We start from the raw sequence: 18,723 nt of genomic DNA, 5'->3' as shown, positions 1-18,723 counted from the left end.
AGTACAGGGTTCGTCACAGCACGTCGAAGCCGGTCAGGTTGATCAGCTCGTGGAAGTTTCCGCGCCGAGTGAGATCGCCCTCGATCTTCAGGTCACGCCGGGTGCGGTGGGCATCGGTCGCTCGGTCGTAGTCCTCTTCCGTGAGGTGAAGGTGGATCTGGCGCTGCTGGCCGACGAGGTCTCCGTTTTCCTTCATCAGCCGGCCCTCCACTGTGACCTCGCCGGGCCCGAAGTCAGCGACACGCTTGAGCTTGGTCGGACGGCCGACGATGGTGACGCCCCGGTCCGGTTCCTGGCGCCGCAGGTCCTGGGCGCCTTCCCGCAACACAGACACGAGGCGTTGAGGGAATTCCGTAACTGAACTCTCGTACGGCACCGGCCAACGTGGCGACCAGGCGAAGTCGAGCGAGAAGCCGTGCCCTACCTGGCGATTGCCGTTTCCCGGCTGGGAGCTACGGGGGTCCTGGCCACCGATTCCGGCCAGAGCCTCACACAGGTCGGCGGAAATGCCCTGCTCCACCCCCTCCGAGAAAGGGGCGGAGTCGTCTGCCACCGCCGCTCGATCGGCCGCTGTACGTGCAGCTGTCACCGCCTCGTACATCCTTCGCGACACTTGACGGCCGAACGGCTCGGGCGCCACGTCCAATTCGGGGACATCCTCGAAGAGCGACCCTTCCGATGTGGCTTCGGGCAGGGGTACTTGGACCGTGAAGATGTAGCTTCCCGGAGCGCTGGGGCCGAATCGCGCGCTCTCCACGAAGTCCTTCGCTCTCTGTGGCTTGCGTCGCGGCTGCACAAGGCGGTGCTCCTCCGCGACCGTGTCGCAGGCCGCGGCCATCAGCAGATCCCGGGCGCTGGTCACGGCCAGCACACCGTCCTGCACCGGGATCGTGCCCGACGGTGTGCGCGGCATGGTCCTGATGTACTGCACGTCAAGGCCGGTCAGCGTCAGGTCCTGATGAACGACAGACGGCGGCCTCCCCTCCGTGGCGGACAGCGCACCGATCAGTTCTGCCATCCGGTCCGCGTAGTCAGCGAGGTCACTGTCCAGAGGGAGGAGCACACGGTGGCGTTGCCCTCCCCATTCCAGCTCCCAGCGGCGGCTGTAGCGGATCTGGCTGCCCGGTGTCCATCCTCTGCTGCGTAAGTAGTGCGCCACATCCCGCGGACGCAGCCGCTCCAACTCGTGCTCGGGCACTCCGACTGCTGTCATGGCACGGGCACCCCCTCGCACGCAAGGTCGAAGAAGTCGTGCAGAGCATCGACTGTGAGCAGATTGTCGCGCGGCACAGTGACAGTGAGGGTCTTCTGCTCCTCCTGGACCGGCATGGAGTGGTGCTCCAGCGACAGCCAGAACGCCGAGTGGTGGAGGACCAGAGCTTGTTCATCGAGGCGGATGTACTTCTGCGGATCGGCGGGGACCACCACCATCACCAGGTAGCACGGAACCTGCCTACGGCCCCGCAGCCTCTTGAACTGCTCAATCGGCAGGGAGATCTTGAAACCGGAGTCGGTAGGGGTGAACTCACCGACTCGACGGGACTTCACCTGGAGGGCGATCTGGACATCCCGTTCCGGCATCTCGTGGTCCCGGCCGAGAATAAGGTCCTTGCCGATGTCCGGGTAGGGCACAGCCACTTGGAAACCGGCCGCGGCGGCTATGGCCGCCACGAACGTCTCCCCGTACCAGCCCTGGTGGTTGTTGAGCTCCATGCGCCCCCGCGCTCCAGTCGCAGACCACCCGTCACGCGCCCCACGCCCGGAGTGACACACCGTTCACTGTCCGCGCAGGTTACTCGAGCAATGATCTTCCAGAAAGGTCGAGTTCCGGCCAGCCGCTGGTGTCAGACCATGGCGGATCAGTCATCGGCCGGCATCGGCCGTCGGGCCTCCGCCAAGGCCACTGTGTGCACGAACCATTCCAGAACCACACAGATCTCGTCGCTGCGGCCAGCGAAGACCTCCACCGGGAAGGAGGGACGCAGGTCCAACTTCGCCTCAGCGAGATCGATCCCATCGACCTTGTTCAGCCTGGCCATCAGCTCGCGCCGCAGAGGCTCGTCGTCGAAGGGCTGCCGCCGCTTCAGATGCTCGAAGACAGCCTCGACTGTGCCCGTGACCGGATAGATCGCCAACGGCCATAGCCGCCGAGATTCCAGAGCGTTGCCAGCATCGAGAGTGGGAAGGCAACTCGTCTCGCTTGCCTTGCCGTAGGCGCGATAGCCGCCCTGCTGTTCCCAGAACCGCAATGCGTCTCCTACGCCCTTGGCTGTCTCCGGGGTCTGGTTGTCGCGCAGTTGTGCTTCGAAACGGCCGGCGGCTGCCTGCTGTTCCTCGTCCAGATCGTGAGTCGGCGGGGTATCGCCGACGACCTCCTTGCCGAGGAGAGTGGCCAGGTCTGCGGTGGTCAGCCGATGAGACCGACGAGCGCGACGCGCATCGTCGAAAGGGACGCCCTCTGCTTCCAGGAGAGTCTGCGGGTCCGCTGACTGGCCATCGGCGGCCCAGTAAAAACCTTCCGAGATACGGCCATCGGCTGTCAGGACTCGGTAAGCACCGTGCAGTCCCGCGTTGGACGCCAGATGACTGCCCACTGCAACGGCATGGGTACCGATCAGCGCGGCGACGTCCCCATATGTAGTCCACGTCCCCGCAGGCATGGCCAGGAGCGCGGCCCTCAGCTCCTTCCAGCCGACCCACTCGTCGTCGGCGTGAACCATGCCTTCGATGGGACCGGGCCACAACTGCACCGCCCGTTCGGCCAGTTCATCGGCGCGCGTGAGGATTTCCGCTCTGCCCCACCGCTCCTGCGCGGCGATCCCCTGGTTCATGCGCAGAGCACTGGAGTCGAGGATTTCCTGCTTGCGCCGGAAGGGGTGGTTCGAGAGCCGTGCGTTGTCGGCGGAGAGCGTCAGATTGCCCAGCGTGTGAACGAGCAGCGCATGCAGTTCGTCGGGGCTCTGGCCGTCCTCGGCCTCCTCGGCGAGCAATTCGAACCATTGCTGTGCGGGACTCTGCGGCAGCACATGCTCCACCGTGAGTTTCGCCTTGGCGTAGTCGACCGGCTCGCTCGGACGGTAGCTCTCTTCCAGTCTGCGAAGGACCTGGAACCGCTGGTTGCTCCGTCCGAACTTGTAGAACGGCCGGGTTCGGATCGCCTCCCGGACAGCCTCGTTTCCTGGCCAGGCCCGCGCTCCCGTCTTGTTCCTCGACAGAAACCGGCGTACGGCTTCTGCCGGGAAGCCGTCCTTGCCCAGCTCCTTCTCCAGCTCTTTGGGAATCTCCATGAAAACTCGGTTGCTGCCGGTCGTGGAGAACCCGGCGAACAGCCGTCGCACCATGTAACTCTCGGCGTACGCCAACGCCTGTGCCGCCTCATGCGCCGTGGCTTGACCGGCGTCGACCAGGTCGAGCAGATGAAGAGCGAGAGGGTAGTGGGTCTGGCCGCCCCACCGCGTGAGCCTCTCCAGCACTTCCCGCAGCTCCGGGTCCCTCTCAAGCTCGGGCTCCAGGATCCGCTTCAGTCGTCCGGCTCGCTGAGCAAGCGCGTCGATGGCAGCCTGCAGCGCCGTCTCATTGCCGCTCAACGGCTCCAGACGCTTCTTCTGGTCACGGTAGATCTCGCTCTGCTTGGCCCGACTGTTGCCGCCCACGACCAGGTCGAGCCAGACGAGCAGTTCGAGATTCTCCGGGCCGAGCTGCTCCTGCATAGGCAGCCAAAGGTTGCGGTACACGGACTCGCCACGGGTCGGCAAACACATGAAGAGGTAGTTTCGCAGCAGGTCACTCTGGCTCAGGCCCACGCCGGTGTTGTTGATCGACTCGAAGATCCGGTAGACGTTGTCACCCTCGGCCGCAGTGATCTCGACGATGGACAGCAGACTGCTCAGCGCTGTCTCCACGGCGTCCGTCCACACCTCGCCGCCACTCTCCTCGCCCGCGGCGAGCGCTCCCAGGAAGAATCGGTAAGCGCCGCCCACGTTTCCGGGTCCGCCAGCCTTCGGCGAAGATTCGACACAAGCGGTGAAGGCGTCCCGGTCCGCCTGCGTCGGCAACAGACGGTAGTGGTCTTCTCCATCCCGGTAGCTGTTAACGAGCAGGAGATCGTGGATCCGGGCGGCCTTCTTGTCCGTGCCCCGCTCCCGATGACGATCCCTCAATGCCGTGAAGGCGAGCATCAACGTGGTGAGCCGCTGCTGACCGTCAACAACGAGCCAGCGCTGCATGCCACCCGCGGTGATCCGCCCCGGCGCCAGCACCACGGAGCCCAGGAAGTGAGCCGCAGACGGCCTGCCCTCCAACTGGTCTTCGACCAGCTCCAGTACGTCGTCCCACAGTTGTTGCAGCTCCTCCCGCTGCCAACTGTAGGTGCGCTGGTACAGCGGAACCTGGAACTGCTTCTCGCCCTGAACGAGCTTGCTGAACGTGGTCTCTTGAGCATGCACGCGCTTGTTCTCCCCCAAGGTGTACCGGACCAGGCCGCCATTCTTCCCCATCCGGGTACGGTGATCAGGAGAACTGACGGACCGCACGAGCGGGGGCGCTGATGGCGACGCTGGGAATCCACAAGGACTTCCTGATGGAGTTCGCCAAGTTGGAGAAACCGGTCCAAAGGCGCGTCCATGAAGTGTTCGACAAATTCCAGGCGCACCGCCACGCCGGACTGCATCTCGAAAAGCTCGAGAAGGCCCGTGACCCCCGCATCCGGACCATCCGCATCAACCAGTTCATGCGCGGCGTAGTCCTCGCTCCCGAGTCCGGGGACAGCTTCCTGTTGCTCAAGGTCATGCCACATGACGACGCGATCGCCTGGGCCGTCAAGCACCGCGCCACCATCAACTCCGCGACTCAGGGCATCGAACTGCGCAACGACGTCGCCCTGGAACGTGCGACCGCCGGTGTACAGCACCTCACCTCGCCGGACGCCAATCGCCTCTTCGGACACGTCAGCGATACGGACCTGATCCGACTGGGGATCGATGCCGACCTCCTGCCTCTCGTGAGGCATCTCGGCACCGAAGCCCATCTCGATGCGCTGCAGAAAATCCTTCCCGAGCAACAACACGACGTCCTGGCCGGCCTCGCCGCCGGAATGGAACCAGAGGACGTGTGGCGGGAAGTGGTCCAGATCCAACTGGAGCGCTCTTCTCCGAGCGTCACCCAACAGGTCAGCGTCGCTGCGGGTGGTGACGAGTCGGCTCCGCCGTTGGGTGACGACGAGCTGTCTGTAGCCATGGCCCGCTCGCAGGGAAGGATCGCCCTTGTCTCCGGGCCCGACGAGCTCATGGAGATTCTCGCCAAGCCCTTCGATGCGTGGCGGGTCTTCCTTCACCCAAGTCAGCGGCGGGTGGCCTACCGGTCCACGTACAACGGACCCGCCCGTGTTATCGGTGGTCCGGGAACAGGGAAGACCGTGGTTGCCCTGCATCGCGCGCTGCACCTTGCAAGGCAGCTACCGAGGGGCGCCGCGGACGAATCGATCTTGCTGACCACCTACACCCGCGATCTCGCCACCGACCTCCGGAACAGCCTTGAACTACTGATTCCCGATGAGGAATTACGGAGGAAGATCCGTGTCGTCAATGTGGACGCGCTAGCCAACGAAATCGTGCGCGCAACTCACAAAGCCCCTCTGAAGATCGTCACGGACCAGAAAGAAATCACCGCGCGCTGGGCACGCATCGCCCGTCGACTCGCCATCGATTTCACCGATGTCTTCCTCGACCAGGAGTGGCGGCACGTCGTCCTCGCGCAGGACCTGCGCTCCCCCGAGGCTTACCTCAAAGCGTCGCGCAGTGGACGTGGCGCTGCCCTCGGCCCATTGAAGCGTGCTCAGGTATGGCGTGCGATCGATGCCTTCAACAACGAGCTGCGCCAGGCGGATGAGTGGACCTTCCTCCAAGTGTGCTCAGAGGCTGCTCGTCTCCTTGATGGACAAGGCGCTGCACGCCCCTACCGGCATGTGGTGATTGATGAAGCACAGGATCTTCACCCAGCACAGTGGCTGCTGCTGCGAGCTCTGGTGTCCTCAGGGCCAGACGACCTGTTCATCGCAGGTGACACCCATCAGCGGATCTACGGAAACAAGGTGTCGTTGCGCAGCCTCGGAATTTCAGTGACCGGGCGGTCAACCCGTCTGCGCATCAACTACCGCACCACTCAGGAAATCCTGGCCTGGTCCATGGCCCTCCTTATCGGAGAGCGGGTCGACGACATGGACGGCGGGGACGAAGTACTCACCGGGTATCGATCCACCTTTCATGGTGCGCAGCCGCAGACTAGCGGCTCCGGTAACAAACCTGAAGAGATCGCAGGTCTGGTTGCGCAGATTGAAGATTGGGTCAAAGCCGGTGTGGCACCGCGCGAAATCGGGGTCGCCGTTCGCTTCATTCAACTGGGCAAGGACATCGCACAGTCCCTGGGACAAGTTGGGCTGCCTGCAACCGTTCTTGGCACGTCATCAGCCGCAGGAGACGGGGTCCGTATCGGGACGATGCACCGAATGAAGGGCCTGGAGTTCCGTTGTATGGCCGTCGCCGGGGTAAATGCCGGGGTAGTACCCATGCGGAGCGCGGTCACCGCGGAGGAGATCGACTCTCAGCAGCACCGAGAGGACCTGCTGGGCGAGTTGAGCCTACTTTTCGTCGCTTGCACCCGGGCACGTGAGGCACTGCGTGTCTCGTGGCACGGCAACCCTAGCCCGTTTCTCGCCGTAGCCGACGCCGGGTGACTGCCACTCCGCCAGGCGAGAGCGCGAACGGGCGCCTGCGAGATGGCGCAGCCCGCTCCGGCACAGGTCGAGGCCCACACGAAGTGACTGCCGAAGACGTCACAGTCCCCGGGGAGGATCGAACGAACTGGCAACATCACTGGCATGCGTAGAAGACAACCGGGACTGCTCTTCGCTTGTGCACCAACCGCCGCCGCCTGTCTGGCCTCTGCCATGTGGGCATACAAGGGCTACGCGGACGGAATCGACGACGAGGCTCTTGCCGCACGTCTCGGGCTCTTCATCGGCCTCGCCGCCCTTCTCGTGGCGCTCTGGACGCCACTCGCCAGCAGCCGGGACGTAAACCGGGACCGACCACTCACCGAAGCCGCTGACACGCTCGCCCGGCGCATTCGCCAGCTGGGGGAAGCCGCCGAGGATCTCCACCGTCTCAACGACGACTACGCCCTGTCCGTCGCGTGGCACGCTGAGAACGACGGGCTGACCGACGACCTGCCCGCCATTCGCACCATGGCTGCCCATTGGCCCGTCCCCGTGCATACGAGCGGTCCGGACTCAGCGACGGACACTCTCGCGGGCGAGGGTGCCTCCCTGGGGACCGTTCTGCGCGAGCATGTTCCCACCGGCCGACTCGTGGTGCTAGGCAATGGCGGATCCGGAAAGACCGTGCTCCTGGAGCGGCTGGTGCAGGGCAAGCTCGCTGAGCGTGAGGCCGGCGGCGCCGTCCGCATACGCTTCCCGCTGGGAAGTTGGCCCCGCATGGGACCAGGGCTGGAGGCCTGGATGGCCTCCTACCTGGTTGGCCTCGAACCGACACTGGGGGAAACCGCGCCGCCCGGCTTCAGGAAAGAAGCGAACCGGGCCGAAGCCCTGTTGAGGGAGGGCTTGGTCATCCCGGTCCTGGACGGATTCGACGAACTGCCTGCAGGGGCACGTACCAATGTGCTGCGGATGATCAACGGCATCCTGAGGGCAGGACGTCCGCTGATCCTCGCCAGCCGCCCGGCCGAGTACCGAACGGCGGTGAACGGCGCCGACGGGGTACGTCTGAAGCTCAACGGGGCCGCTGGCATCACCCTCCAGCCGGTGGCTCCGCGTCAGGCCGAGCAGTACCTGCGCCAGAAGGACGGGGACTGGGACCAGCTGTGCGCCCACCTCGGTACGGACACACCCGTCGGCCGCGCCCTGAGCACACCGCTGACGCTCTTCCTGTGTCGTACCGTCTATGCGCGGAGGATGGGTGACGGCGCGACTCCAGCCCCCGCCGATCTCTGCGAACACCAGCGCTTTCCCAGCGAAGACACCATACGTGCGCACCTGTTCACCGCATTCATACCGGCCGTATACCGCAGTACGGATACGGGTGACCGCCCCCAGTGGTCGGCTGCCACGGCCGACCGCACACTGCGATTCCTCGCTCGCCACCGGCGGAATACGGAGGACGTTGTCGGCGCGGGGACGGACCTCTCGTGGTGGCGGCTCCTCCGTCCCACCTCCCGGGCCCGCAACCGCGTCAAGTGGTGTCTCGCCCTGGCACTCGGCACACCTTGGCTCCTAGTCAGCACGACCAGCCCGAAGGCCCTCATCGCCACCACGATCATGTTCACCCTCATCTCCCTGCTCACCCGCTCCATCCTCAGCGAGCTCTCGCTCAGCCGCACTCCTGCCGCTGGCCTGCGCTGGCGCTGGCGCTGGGTCGCCGCCGCAGTCGGCGCTCTGGCTGGAGCCGGCATAACAGAATCCCAAGTACAGGCTGGTTCCCTGGAGTTCGCACCGATGCCATACGTTGTCTGCAGCGTCCTCTTCGCGCTGGTCGGTGGAGCGGCGTTCTCGTGGAGTCCGCGCACAGCCGACCTGGACCGTCCGGTTACCCCTCGCACCCTGCTGCGGCAGGATCTCCGTACGTTCCTGACCTACGCCACGAGCTGGAGCCTGGCCCTGACTCTCGTCGTGGCGCTGCTCCTTGGGTTCTTGATTGGTTTCGGCGAGCCATTGCCAGCAGCAGTCGCCGTCGGCGACATGTTGGCGGCTGCCCTGCTATTCCTGGCCCCGATCGCGGCAATCGGCGGTTCGATCGGCGTCGCCGCAGCCCTCTTCCGAACCGCTTGCGGCCCCTTCGCCCTGGCCTGCCTGTGGTATGGACTTCTCGGACGAACCCCCTTCCGCCTGCTTGCGTTCCTGGAAGACGCGCACCGACGAGGTGTACTGCGGCAGGTCGGCGGTTCGTACGAGTTCCGCCATGTCGAACTTCAGCAGCATCTCGCCGATACGTCATGAGACATCCGCCCCACAGCATGATCAAGCAGGGACGCCGAGCGCCGTGGAGAGTGCGGTCAGCCCGGCCAATGCCGCGCGTGATCAACGGGCGGCACACCCCGTAGGTCATTGTCACTCGGGTTTTCGGGCGGCAGTGGCCGGCAGACGAGTCGGGCTGTACGCCGGGTTCTGTTCCCCGGGTTCCTCACGGAGCCCGGGGTGACGGCCATCCATCTAGGACCGGCGTTGCCGCCGGCCTCGTGCGGTCTACCCGCGGACTCGGGCGGGCAGCCCTCGAACGTCCGCGCAGAGCGCCTTTTACGGCGCTCCTCTTGACCTTGCTCCGGGTGGGGTTTACCTAGCCGCCTGAGTCGCCTCAGGCGCTGGTGGTCTCTTACACCACCGTTTCACCCTTACCGAGGACCGAGGTCCCCGGCGGTTTGCTTTCTGTGGCACTGTCCCGCGGGTTACCCCGGGTGGCCGTTAGCCACCACCCTGCCCTGTGGAGCCCGGACGTTCCTCGGGGAGGTCCATAGGAACCTCCACGCGGCCGTCCGCCCGGCTCGTCTGCCGTGTCGACCATGTTACCGGGCGCGAGCTTCGCCTTTGTCCGGCCGGGGGTCTGGGGGTTGTCCCCCGGGATGACGCAGCACCGGGCGTGCAGCCTTCCTCGGTCCGGCCGCCGCCGTCGCCAGCACCGACCCCGTCAGGATCAACGCGAACGCCGCCGCGATCCCCATCGTCAGCCGCTCGTCCAAGAACACCGCCCCCGCCCCCACCGCCACCGCCGGATTCACGTACGTGAAAACCGTCGCCCGCGTCGGCCCCACCTCCTTGATCAGCTCCAGGAAGGCGACGAATGCCACCGCCGTGCACACCACCCCCAGGGCGGCCAGAGACACCAGCACCGATACCGACGGGACCGAAGACGGCCAGCTCACCGCCGCCGCCGGCGCATACACCACCGCCGCCAGCGCCAAGCACGGCGCCGTCAGCTGTAGTGACGGGACCTCCCTCAGCCACCTCGCCGCGATCAACGGCGCCGTCGCATACCCCAGCACCGTCAGCAGCACCTCCCCCAACGACCGCGCATCGCCGCCCGTCAGGTGCGGGACGGTCAGGACCGCGACCCCCGCCAAACCCAGCGTCAGGCCAGCCACCCTCCGCACCCCTAGCCGCTCCCCCGCCCCGAAGAAGCGCGCCAGAGCGACCCCCACAATCGGTACGCCCGCGATCAGCAGACCCGCCGTCGAGCTGGACAGATGACGTTCCGCGTCCGTCAAGGTCCACCACGGGCCGATGATCTCGATGCACGCGAAGGCAAGCATCGGGCGCCAGTGCGCACGAACCGTCCAGGTCAGTCCGCCCTGCCGCAACGCGAAGGGCAGAAGGAGCGCCGCGCCCAGGGCACACCGCGTGAACACCACCACCGACGGGGACAGGTCCGCATCCACCGCCACCTTGATCAACAGGTACGGGATGCCCCACACCACGCTCATCATCGAGAACAGCATCCAGCCGCGTGCAGTCATGCGCGCAGTCTCAGTCGCCTCAGCGTCTGCCGTCTTGAACGCTGTTGCGGTACGCCGCCGGCGTCACCCCGAGCACCCGGCGGAACCAGCGCGTCAGGTGTGCCTGGTCGGCGAAGCCCACCATCCCCGCCACCTCGGCCGGTCGCAGCCCGCACTCCAGTAGGCGTCGGGCCCGGTGTACCCGGTGCTGGGCCAGCCAGGCGTACGGCGGCATGCCCATCGTCGTGCGGAAGGCGCGTAGGAGCTGGTAGCGGGAGAGGTCGAGTTCCGCGGCCAGTTCGGCCAGGGATGGTGGGGTTTGTAGCTCGTCGGCCAAGCGGTCTCGTACCGTCCGCGCTATGTGGTCCGCGCCGGGGAGTGCGTCCTCCGTCGGGCGGGCCGTGGAGTGGCGGCGGGCCAGGGCCGTGAGCAGCCAGGGGAGGCGGGATTCCGCCTCCAGCGGGTCGGGGCAGGCGCTCAGATCCGTGTGCGCGGCGTGGAGGGCGGCGGCCAGTTCCGGGTCGTCCAGGAGCGGCTCTCGGAAGTGCGGGATGCCGCCGCTCGTGCCTTCCGTGAGAAGGGTCGGCTCGGCGTACAGGGCCCGGTACGCGTAACCGTCGGATGCCACCGGGCCGCCTGTGTGGGGCTCTCCGGGGGCCAGTACGACGATGGAGCCCGGGCTCGGACGAATGCGGCCGCCGCGGTAGTCGATGACCTCCTCGCCGCCGACGCAGACGCCGACCGTGAATTCCTCGTGCGCGTGTGGGGCGTAGACGTGGCGGTTGAAGCGGGCGGTCAGCAGGTCGAGCGGGGGCCCGCAGCGGCCCAGCCGTGCCCTGGTCCAGCGGGCATGTTCACCTGTGCTCACCTCGCACCCCCTCACGCCGAGGGGATCAGAGGGAGTCCGTCGTGTCCAGCTCCAGCTCGAAGGAGGGGCCCTCCCCCCCATCCCGGTACGTCCTGACACGCGCCGCAGGCCCACGCTTGACCCTGCCGCAACGTCAACGTCTCTACTGAACCCATGCGGATCGGAGAACTCGCCACAGCCGTCGGCGTCACCACGCGGACCGTGCGGCACTACCACCACCTGGGTCTGCTCCCGGAGCCGGAGCGGCTGTCCAACGGCTATCGGAACTACACGCTGCGGCACGCCGTCGTGCTCGCCCGGATTCGGCGGCTGACCGAGCTGGGGCTCGGGCTGTCGGAGGTGCGGGATGTCCTTGCGGACGACGCGGGGCGGGACCTCGTCGAGGTGCTGACCGAGCTCGACGAGGACCTTGCCCGGCAGGAGGAAGCCATTCGGGAGCGGCGGGCCCGGCTGCGCGCGCTGCTCGACGCCGAGGAGGACCTGCCCGCCGAAGGGCCCGTCTCGCCGGAACTGGCCGCGCTGTTCGCCGAGATGGCCCACATCCCGCACGACTCCCCCATGGCCGCCAAGGACCGCGAGATGCTCGCGCTCATCGAGACCACGGCGGACCCGGAGCAACGGGCGCGGCTGATGAGTCTGGTCGGCGGCGTTCTGGGCACACCGGCCGGCGCCGAGCGCGTGCTCGCCGTGTACGCACTCCTCGACGCCCTCGCCGATGCCCCCACCGACGACCCACGCGTGGACGAGGCCGCCCGTGCCCTCGCCGACTGCATCCCCCGCGAGCTGCTCCCCGCGGACGTCGATATCGATCAGGACGACAGTTTCCTGCGCGCCTTCTACGCCGACTTCGCCCCGGCCCAGGCGGAGGCCATCCGCCGTGCGCTGCGGATCGTGACCCGGGAGGAACGATGAAGACAGTCCTCGCCCTCGCCCGGCACGAGCTGCGACTGCTCGTGAGCCTCGCGATGTGGGTGGGCCGGCGGCGGCACGGGATCGGCGGCGGGCAGGCCTTCGGGTATGCGGGCGGGCAGGGCGCGATGATGTTCGGGTTCGCGTTCGTGTGCGTGATCGAGACGGTGATGATGTCGGTGCTGTTGCGCAATCTGCCGACCGTGCACGGCGTGGTGCTGATCCTGGACGTCTACACCATCGTCTTCGTCATCGGCCTGCACGCCGCCTCGGTCGTACGGCCCCACGTGCTCGACTCGGGCTCACTCCGCGTCCGTAACGCCGCCCACATCGATCTGCGCATCCCCGTCACCCAGATAGCCTCCGTACGACGGGAGTTGCGGATCACGCACACGCGCACCGACGGTGAACTCGACATCCCCGTGGGCTCGCAGACCGATGTCACCCTCGAACTCACCGAGCCCATCACCCACTTCACCTTCTTCGGGCGCCGACGGGACATCCGTCTCGTCCGCTTCCACGCCGACGACGCCAGCACCCTCGTACAAGCAATCAGGCAAGCAGTCACGCAGGTGCAAACCGCACCCTCGCAGCCGCTCCCTGATCCGCTTGGATGAGCCGGACGCGGAGGCGTTCGCCGAGGGGGAGGGGATCCATGGCGCTCTCGATGGGGGCTACGACCGCCGGGGACTCCAACTGGACCTTCCCCACCGTGGGTCGGCGTTCCTCGACCTCCACCACGTACCCGTCGAAGAAGTCGCCGACCTGGTCCTTGAGCAGTGCCGCCTCGACGATGTCGACGCAGGCGCGCTCGACCTGGCCCGCGCGCCGCGTGCCGTCGGCCATCTCCTTGGGGAGGGTGTCGAGGGCGGCGAGTACCCAGTCGGGCACAGCACCTCCGGAAACCGTCGCCAGGCAGATCTCGGAGGCGTAGCGGTCGGCCAGGCGGCGGAGTGGGGCCGTGCAGTGGGCGTAGGGGGCGGCTACGGCGGAGTGGGTGGTGATGTCCGGCAGGAGTCCGTCCCGGAAGACGGTGTAGCCCGCGCCGCGAAGTAGCGTCGTGCACTCGAACAGGAACGCCGCGTGGTGCGGGCGGTGCGGGTCGAGGGAGCGGACGAGGGTCGCGTACGAGACGTGGTGCGGCCAGTCGATGTGCAGGGCGTGGGCGGTACGGCGGAGGCGGCCGACCGCGCCGTCGGGAGCGGCCGGCAGGGTGCGGAGCACCCCGGTGCCACCCTCCAGCATCAGATCCGCCGCGGCCATGCCCGTGAGCAGGGAGATCTGGGCGTTCCAGCCTTCCGCGGGGAGAGGGGCCCGGTAGTTCAGCTCGTACGTGTGGTCGTGCTCGGTGATCTCCTGCTCCGGCACGTTGAGTGAGATGCCGCCGCGCTCGATTTCGAGGCGCTCCCGTGCCTCGCCGATCTCCTTGAGCAGCGCGAGCGGCTCTTCTGCCGCACCGGAGTCGATCTGCCCCTGCACGCCCGCGTAGTCGAGCTTGGCGCGGCTGCGGACGAGGGCCCGGCGGACGTCTACGGCGACGGTACGGCCGTCCGCGTCGAGGTCGATGGTCCACAGGGCCGACGGACGGGGCTGGTCCGGGAGCAGGCTCGCCGCGCCCTCGCTCAGCGACAGCGGGTGCAGCGGGGTCTTCTCGTCCGGGAAGTACAGGGTGGTCACCCGGCGGTGGGCCTCGGCGTCCAGCGGCGACCCGGGTACGACGAAGGCGGCGACGTCGGCGATGGCGTACCGGACGCGGTAGCCGGTGCCCCTGCGGGAGAGGTGCATCGCCTGGTCGAGGTCGGTGGAGGTGGGAGGGTCGATGGTGAAGAGGGGGATGTCCGTGGCGTCGTACTCGGGGAGGGTGGGGGCGGCGGGTACGGCCTCGGGCGGGAAGCGCTCGGAGACGCCGAGTTCGGTACGCAGCGCGGTGAGGGCGGCCCGGAGGGGGGCTTCGGGGGCGCCGGTCACGCGGATGTGGCGGCGGGGCATACCACTGAGCCTAGGCACAATTCAGCCCGTACGCCGTTGTGGAGCCCTCCCGAAGTACGCCGTACTCCGTTGCGGAGCCCCGCCCAAGCACGCCGTACGCTGTCGCGAAGCCCATACACAAGGAGAACCCGTGCTCGTCCTGCTGCCGCCCTCTGAAGGCAAGGCCTCCTCCGGCCGCGGCGCCCCGCTGAAGCTCGAGTCGCTGTCGCTGCCCGCGCTCCAGGAATCACGGGCCGCCGTCCTGGACGAACTCGTCGAGCTGTGCGCCGCCGACGAGGACAAGGCACGGGACGTACTCGGGCTCAGTGAGGGGCTGCGGGGCGAGGTCGCCAAGAACACGGAGCTGCGGACGGCGGGGGCGCGGCCCGCCGGGGAGATCTATACGGGGGTCCTGTACGACGCCCTGGAGCTCGCTTCCCTCGACGCGGCCGCGAAGCGGCGTGCCGCACGCTCCCTGCTGGTCTTCTCGGGGCTCTGGGGTGCCGTCCGGGTCACGGACCGGATTCCCTCGTACCGCTGCTCGATGGGCGTGAAGCTGCCGGGGCTCGGGGCGCTGGGCACGCACTGGCGGACACCGATGGCGGACGCGCTGCCCGAGGTGGCCGGGAGCGGGCTGGTGCTAGATCTGCGGTCCGCCGCGTACGCGGCCGCCTGGAAGCCGAAGGGCGAGGTCGCCGGGCGGACGGCGACCGTGCGGGTGCTGCATGCGCCGACCCGGAAGGTGGTCAGCCACTTCAATAAGGCGACGAAGGGGCGGATCGTACGGAGTCTGCTGTCGGCCGGGGTGGGACCGAAGGGGCCGGCGGAGCTGGTGGAGGCGTTGCGGGACCTCGGGTACGTGGTGGAGGTCGAGCCGCCGAAGAAGGCGGGGGCGGCGTGGGCGCTGGATGTGCTGGTGGACGAGGTTCACTGAGCGCTCCGCGGGATGTGCCGTCGATCGACTGCGGGCCCGTCGTGGCTTGTCGCGCCCACGCGGCGGAGCCGCATATTGAAACAGCCCCGCGCCCCTTCGGGGCGCTGCCGGACCGCAGCGGACTTCGCCAGGCCACACCAGGCGTCGATTGCATCATGCGCAACGACCTTTGCGCATGATGCTCCCCGACGGCACGATGTGGGACATGAGCGCCTCCATCCTTGATCTCGCCCCCGTCGTCCCCGTGGTCGTCGTGCAGGACGCCGCCGACGCCGTTCCGCTGGCGCGGGCGCTGGTGGCGGGTGGGCTGCCCGCGATCGAGGTGACGTTGCGGACGCCGGTCGCATTGGATGCGATCCGGGCGATCGCCGGGGAGGTGCCGGACGCGGTGGTCGGGGCCGGCACGGTGATCACGCCGGAGCAGGTGAACGAGTCCATAGCCGCCGGAGCGCGTTTTCTGGTGAGCCCGGGCTGGACGGACGTACTGCTGGAGGCGATGCGGGCGTCCGGGGTGCCGTTCCTGCCGGGGGTGTCGACCACGTCGGAGGTGGTGGCGCTGCTGGAGCGTGGGGTGACGGAGATGAAGTTCTTCCCGGCGCAGGCGGCCGGCGGTACGGCCTATCTGAAGTCGCTGGCCGGGCCCTTGCCGCAGGCGCGGTTCTGTCCGACCGGCGGGATCGGGCTCGCGTCGGCTCCCGAGTACCTGGCGTTGCCCAACGTCGGCTGTGTGGGCGGGACTTGGATGCTGCCGGAGGATGCGGTGGCCGCGCGGGACTGGGTGCGGATCGAGTCGCTGGCCCGCGAGGCGGCGGCGCTCAGCGCAGATGCGACGTGTCGTTGAGGAGGCGGACGCTGGCGTTGCCGTCCGCGTAGTACGCCACCGCCGACAGCGAGGCCGCCGAGAGTTCCATGCGGAAGAGGGACTCGGGCGGGGCGCCGAGGGCGAGCCGTACGAACGTCTTGATCGGCGTGACGTGCGTGACCAGCAGGACCGTACGGCCCGCGTACGCCGCCACCAGCTTGTCCCTCGTGGCGGCGATCCGGGCGCCGGTCGCCGCGAAGCTCTCGCCGCCGCCGGTCGGTTCGGCATCCGGGGACGCGAGCCAGGCCGTCAGGTCGTCGGGGTGGCGCTCCTGGACCTCGGCGAAGGTGAGGCCCTCCCACGCGCCGAAGTCCGTCTCGATGAGTCCGTCCTCGATGGCGACGTCGAGGCCGAGACGGGCGGCGACGGTTCCGGCGGTCTCGCGGGTCCGGGCGAGCGGGGACGCGACGACGGCCTGGATCGTCCCGCGCTGGGCAAGCGCGGCCGCCGCCCGCTCGGCCTGTTCCCTGCCGACGTCGGAGAGCGAAGGGTCGGTACCGCCACTGCCCGAGAAACGCTTCTGCGGCGTCAGCGGCGTTTCGCCGTGCCTCAGCAGCACGAAGGTGGCGGGCGCACCGAGGTCGGCGGCACCCCAACCGACAGTCGGCGTCGCCACGTTACGCGCGGCACGGACGTCGGCATCGGCCTTCGCAGCGTGCGTGGAGCCGGAAGTCCCCGCATCCATCGCCTCGTTGGCCAACCGGTCCGCGTGCTTGTTCATCTCCCGCGGGATCCACTCGTACGTCACCCGCCCGGGCGGGAACACCCGCGCCGCCTCCGCGGCCAGCGGCTTCATGTCGGGGTGCTTGATCTTCCAGCGGCCCGACATCTGCTCGACGACCAGCTTGGAGTCCATCCGGACGTCAACAGAAGCACTCGGGTCGAGGGCGTGCGCGGCGCGCAGGCCCGCCACCAAGCCCCGGTACTCGGCGACGTTGTTCGTCACGACGCCGAGGTACTCGGACTCCTCGGCCAGCGTCTCCCCCGTCGCCGCGTCCGACACCACGGCCCCGTAGCCCGCGGGCCCCGGGTTGCCCCGTGATCCGCCGTCGGCCTCGACGATGAACTCCCGCACGCCGTAAGCCCCTTACAGACCAGACTCGGAGGTGCGCACCAGAATGCGGCGGCAGTTCTCGCACCGCACCACCGTGTCGGGTGCGGCCGCGCGGATCTCGTTGATGTCGGTGATGGCGAGCTCCTGGCGGCAGCCCTGGCAGGTGCGCTGGTAGAGCTTGGCCGCGCCGATGCCGCCCTGCTGCTTGCGCAGCTTGTCGTAGAGCCCCAGGAGGTCGGCGGGGACGGAGGCGGCGATGACCTCGCGCTCCTTAGTCGCCGCGACCACCTCGCCGTCGAGCGACTCGGACGCGGCGTCCCGGCGGGCCGTGGCGTCGTCGATCTTCGACTCGACGGAGGAGACCCGCTCGGTCAGCTCGGCGACCCGCTCCTGCGCGGACTCACGGCGCTCCATGACCTCCAGGACGACGTCTTCGAGGTCGCCCTGCCGCTTGGCGAGGGAGGCGATCTCGCGCTGGAGGTTCTCCAGGTCCTTCGGGGAGGTGACGGCGCCGGAGTCGAGGCGCTGCTGGTCGCGGGCGGCGCGCTGGCGCACCTGGTCGACGTCCTGCTCGGCCTTGGTCTGCTCGCGGGCGCAGTCGCTCTCCTCGGTCTGCGCGGCCACGAGCAGGTCGCGCAGCTGGGTGAGGTCCTTGGTCAGCGACTCGATCTCGGCGTGCTCGGGGAGCGAGCGGAGCTTGTGCGCGAGCTGCTGGAGACGGACGTCGAGGTCCTGGACGTCGAGGAGTCGGATCTGGTCGGCGGGCGCGGCGTTCAGTTGGGGGCTCCAGGTGAAGGGGAGTGGCTGGTCCAGGGGTCGGTGACCGTCTTGGACACATGGACGCGCAGGTCCCAGCCGTTGCGGTCGGAGATTTCGTCGAGCTGGGCGGCGGCCAGCTCGCACCAGGGCCATTCGGTGGCCCAGTGCGCCGCGTCGAGCAGCGCGAGGGGGCTGTGGGCGCGGGCCTCGGACACCGGGTGGTGGCGCAGGTCCGCGGTGAGGAAGGCGTCGACACCGGCCGCGCGTACGTCGTCGAAGAGGCCGTCACCCGAACCACCGCTCACGGCGATCGTCCGTACGACCGCCTCGGGGTCGCCGGCGACGCGGATCCCCTGCGCGGTGGCGGGCAGCCGTTCGGCGGCCTGAAGAGCGAACTCACGCAGGGGGACCGGGTGGTCCAGCTCGCAGATCCGGCCCAGGCCCCGACGCCCGGACGGGTCGGTCGGGTCCGGCACCAGCGGTCGTACGACTCGGAGGTCCAGGGCGCCGGCGAGCGCGTCGGAGACGCCCGGGTCGGCGGTGTCCGCGTTGGTGTGGGCGACGTGCAGCGCGATGTCGTTCTTGATGAGGGTGTGCACCACGCGGCCCTTGAAGTGGCTCGCCGCGACCGTCGTCGTACCGCGCAGGTAGAGCGGGTGGTGGGTGACCAGCAGGTCGGCGTCCAGTTTCACCGCCTCGTCGACGATGTCCTGGACCGGGTCCACGGCGAAGAGGACCCTTGCGACCTCCTGGTCGGGGTCGCCCACGACGGTGCCGACCGCGTCCCAGGACTCGGCCCGCTCGGCGGGCCACAGGCTCTCCAGCGCGGCGATGACTTCAGACAGACGGGGCACGGGCTAAAGGCTACCTGG

General features: G+C 68.2%; 16 protein-coding genes and 1 other RNA gene. 6 read left to right on the top strand and 11 right to left on the bottom strand.

Annotated elements, in window-relative coordinates; translation table 11 throughout:
- Window positions 1-13: 13 nt before the first annotated feature.
- The 3 genes from KCH87_RS16320 to KCH87_RS16310 form a co-directional block, all read right to left on the bottom strand.
- Window positions 14-1,213: a hypothetical protein gene (locus KCH87_RS16320; RefSeq protein WP_210586809.1), complete on the bottom strand. Its 1,200-nt coding sequence runs from the start codon at window positions 1,211-1,213 to the stop codon at window positions 14-16.
- Complete coding sequence (locus KCH87_RS16315; RefSeq protein WP_210586808.1) at window positions 1,210-1,713, bottom strand: DUF4365 domain-containing protein; 504 nt, start codon at window positions 1,711-1,713, stop codon at window positions 1,210-1,212. Before KCH87_RS16315 ends, KCH87_RS16320 begins: the two co-directional genes overlap by 4 nt.
- Before the next feature lie 146 nt (window positions 1,714-1,859).
- Window positions 1,860-4,496, bottom strand: coding sequence for a DUF262 domain-containing protein (locus KCH87_RS16310; protein ID WP_247196304.1), 2,637 nt, complete (start codon window positions 4,494-4,496; stop codon window positions 1,860-1,862).
- A gap of 50 nt (window positions 4,497-4,546) precedes the next feature.
- Here KCH87_RS16310 and KCH87_RS16305 point away from each other — a divergent pair, with 50 nt between their 5' ends.
- Complete coding sequence (locus KCH87_RS16305) at window positions 4,547-6,730, top strand: UvrD-helicase domain-containing protein (protein ID WP_210586807.1); 2,184 nt, start codon at window positions 4,547-4,549, stop codon at window positions 6,728-6,730.
- Between the two features lie 99 nt (window positions 6,731-6,829).
- Here KCH87_RS16305 and KCH87_RS49070 read toward each other — a convergent pair whose 3' ends face one another.
- A complete protein-coding gene (locus tag KCH87_RS49070; protein ID WP_247196373.1) occupies window positions 6,830-7,252 on the bottom strand; it encodes a hypothetical protein in 423 nt (140 codons plus the stop codon).
- Here KCH87_RS49070 and KCH87_RS16300 point away from each other — a divergent pair.
- Window positions 7,241-9,007, top strand: a complete 1,767-nt coding sequence (locus KCH87_RS16300) for an NACHT domain-containing NTPase (protein ID WP_247196342.1) — start codon at window positions 7,241-7,243, stop codon at window positions 9,005-9,007. The two genes, KCH87_RS49070 and KCH87_RS16300, sit on opposite strands and share 12 nt — an antisense overlap.
- Before the next feature lie 141 nt (window positions 9,008-9,148).
- Here KCH87_RS16300 and rnpB read toward each other — a convergent pair.
- The 3 genes from rnpB to KCH87_RS16285 form a co-directional block, all read right to left on the bottom strand.
- Window positions 9,149-9,552: RNase P RNA component class A (rnpB, locus tag KCH87_RS16295), an RNA gene on the bottom strand.
- 18 nt (window positions 9,553-9,570) lie between these two features.
- Entirely contained in the window at window positions 9,571-10,518 is a 948-nt protein-coding gene (locus KCH87_RS16290) for a DMT family transporter (RefSeq protein WP_247196303.1), read from the bottom strand.
- 19 nt (window positions 10,519-10,537) lie between these two features.
- Window positions 10,538-11,365, bottom strand: coding sequence for an AraC family transcriptional regulator (locus KCH87_RS16285; protein ID WP_308298840.1), 828 nt, complete (start codon window positions 11,363-11,365; stop codon window positions 10,538-10,540).
- Window positions 11,366-11,518: 153 nt separating this feature from the next.
- On the opposite strand from KCH87_RS16285, the gene KCH87_RS16280 reads away from it, so the two are divergent.
- Entirely contained in the window at window positions 11,519-12,277 is a 759-nt protein-coding gene (locus KCH87_RS16280) for a MerR family transcriptional regulator (RefSeq protein WP_210586804.1), read from the top strand.
- Window positions 12,274-12,891 carry a hypothetical protein gene (locus tag KCH87_RS16275; RefSeq protein ID WP_210586803.1) on the top strand — a complete coding sequence of 206 codons (618 nt, stop codon included), beginning with the start codon at window positions 12,274-12,276 and terminating at the stop codon, window positions 12,889-12,891. Before KCH87_RS16280 ends, KCH87_RS16275 begins: the two co-directional genes overlap by 4 nt.
- Here the strand turns inward: KCH87_RS16275 and KCH87_RS16270 are convergent.
- On the bottom strand, window positions 12,839-14,263 hold the full coding sequence (locus KCH87_RS16270; RefSeq protein ID WP_210586802.1) for an RNB domain-containing ribonuclease: 1,425 nt from the start codon (window positions 14,261-14,263) through the stop codon (window positions 12,839-12,841). The two genes, KCH87_RS16275 and KCH87_RS16270, sit on opposite strands and share 53 nt — an antisense overlap.
- Before the next feature lie 130 nt (window positions 14,264-14,393).
- Here KCH87_RS16270 and yaaA point away from each other — a divergent pair, with 130 nt between their 5' ends.
- Window positions 14,394-15,176 carry a peroxide stress protein YaaA gene (gene yaaA / locus KCH87_RS16265; RefSeq protein ID WP_210586801.1) on the top strand — a complete coding sequence of 261 codons (783 nt, stop codon included), beginning with the start codon at window positions 14,394-14,396 and terminating at the stop codon, window positions 15,174-15,176.
- Between the two features lie 205 nt (window positions 15,177-15,381).
- The gene (gene eda / locus KCH87_RS16260; RefSeq protein WP_210586800.1) at window positions 15,382-16,017 is read left to right on the top strand and encodes a bifunctional 4-hydroxy-2-oxoglutarate aldolase/2-dehydro-3-deoxy-phosphogluconate aldolase; all 636 of its coding nucleotides are present in this window, start codon (window positions 15,382-15,384) and stop codon (window positions 16,015-16,017) included.
- Here eda and KCH87_RS16255 read toward each other — a convergent pair.
- From KCH87_RS16255 to KCH87_RS16245, 3 genes are read right to left on the bottom strand one after another with little or no spacing between them, the layout of a single operon-like run.
- Window positions 15,992-17,113 carry a bifunctional RNase H/acid phosphatase gene (locus tag KCH87_RS16255; protein WP_210586799.1) on the bottom strand — a complete coding sequence of 374 codons (1,122 nt, stop codon included), beginning with the start codon at window positions 17,111-17,113 and terminating at the stop codon, window positions 15,992-15,994. The genes eda and KCH87_RS16255 overlap by 26 nt on opposite strands.
- A 12-nt stretch (window positions 17,114-17,125) precedes the next feature.
- Complete coding sequence (locus KCH87_RS16250) at window positions 17,126-17,869, bottom strand: zinc ribbon domain-containing protein (protein WP_210586982.1); 744 nt, start codon at window positions 17,867-17,869, stop codon at window positions 17,126-17,128.
- Complete coding sequence (locus KCH87_RS16245) at window positions 17,866-18,705, bottom strand: Nif3-like dinuclear metal center hexameric protein (RefSeq protein ID WP_210586798.1); 840 nt, start codon at window positions 18,703-18,705, stop codon at window positions 17,866-17,868. Before KCH87_RS16245 ends, KCH87_RS16250 begins: the two co-directional genes overlap by 4 nt.
- Window positions 18,706-18,723: the final 18 nt, after the last annotated feature.

The organism is Streptomyces sp. GESEQ-35, assembly GCF_017948485.1.
Lineage (GTDB): Bacteria > Actinomycetota > Actinomycetes > Streptomycetales > Streptomycetaceae > Streptomyces.
Note: the sequence above shows the minus strand (reverse complement) of the source record. Positions and strands in the feature narration are given on the sequence as shown.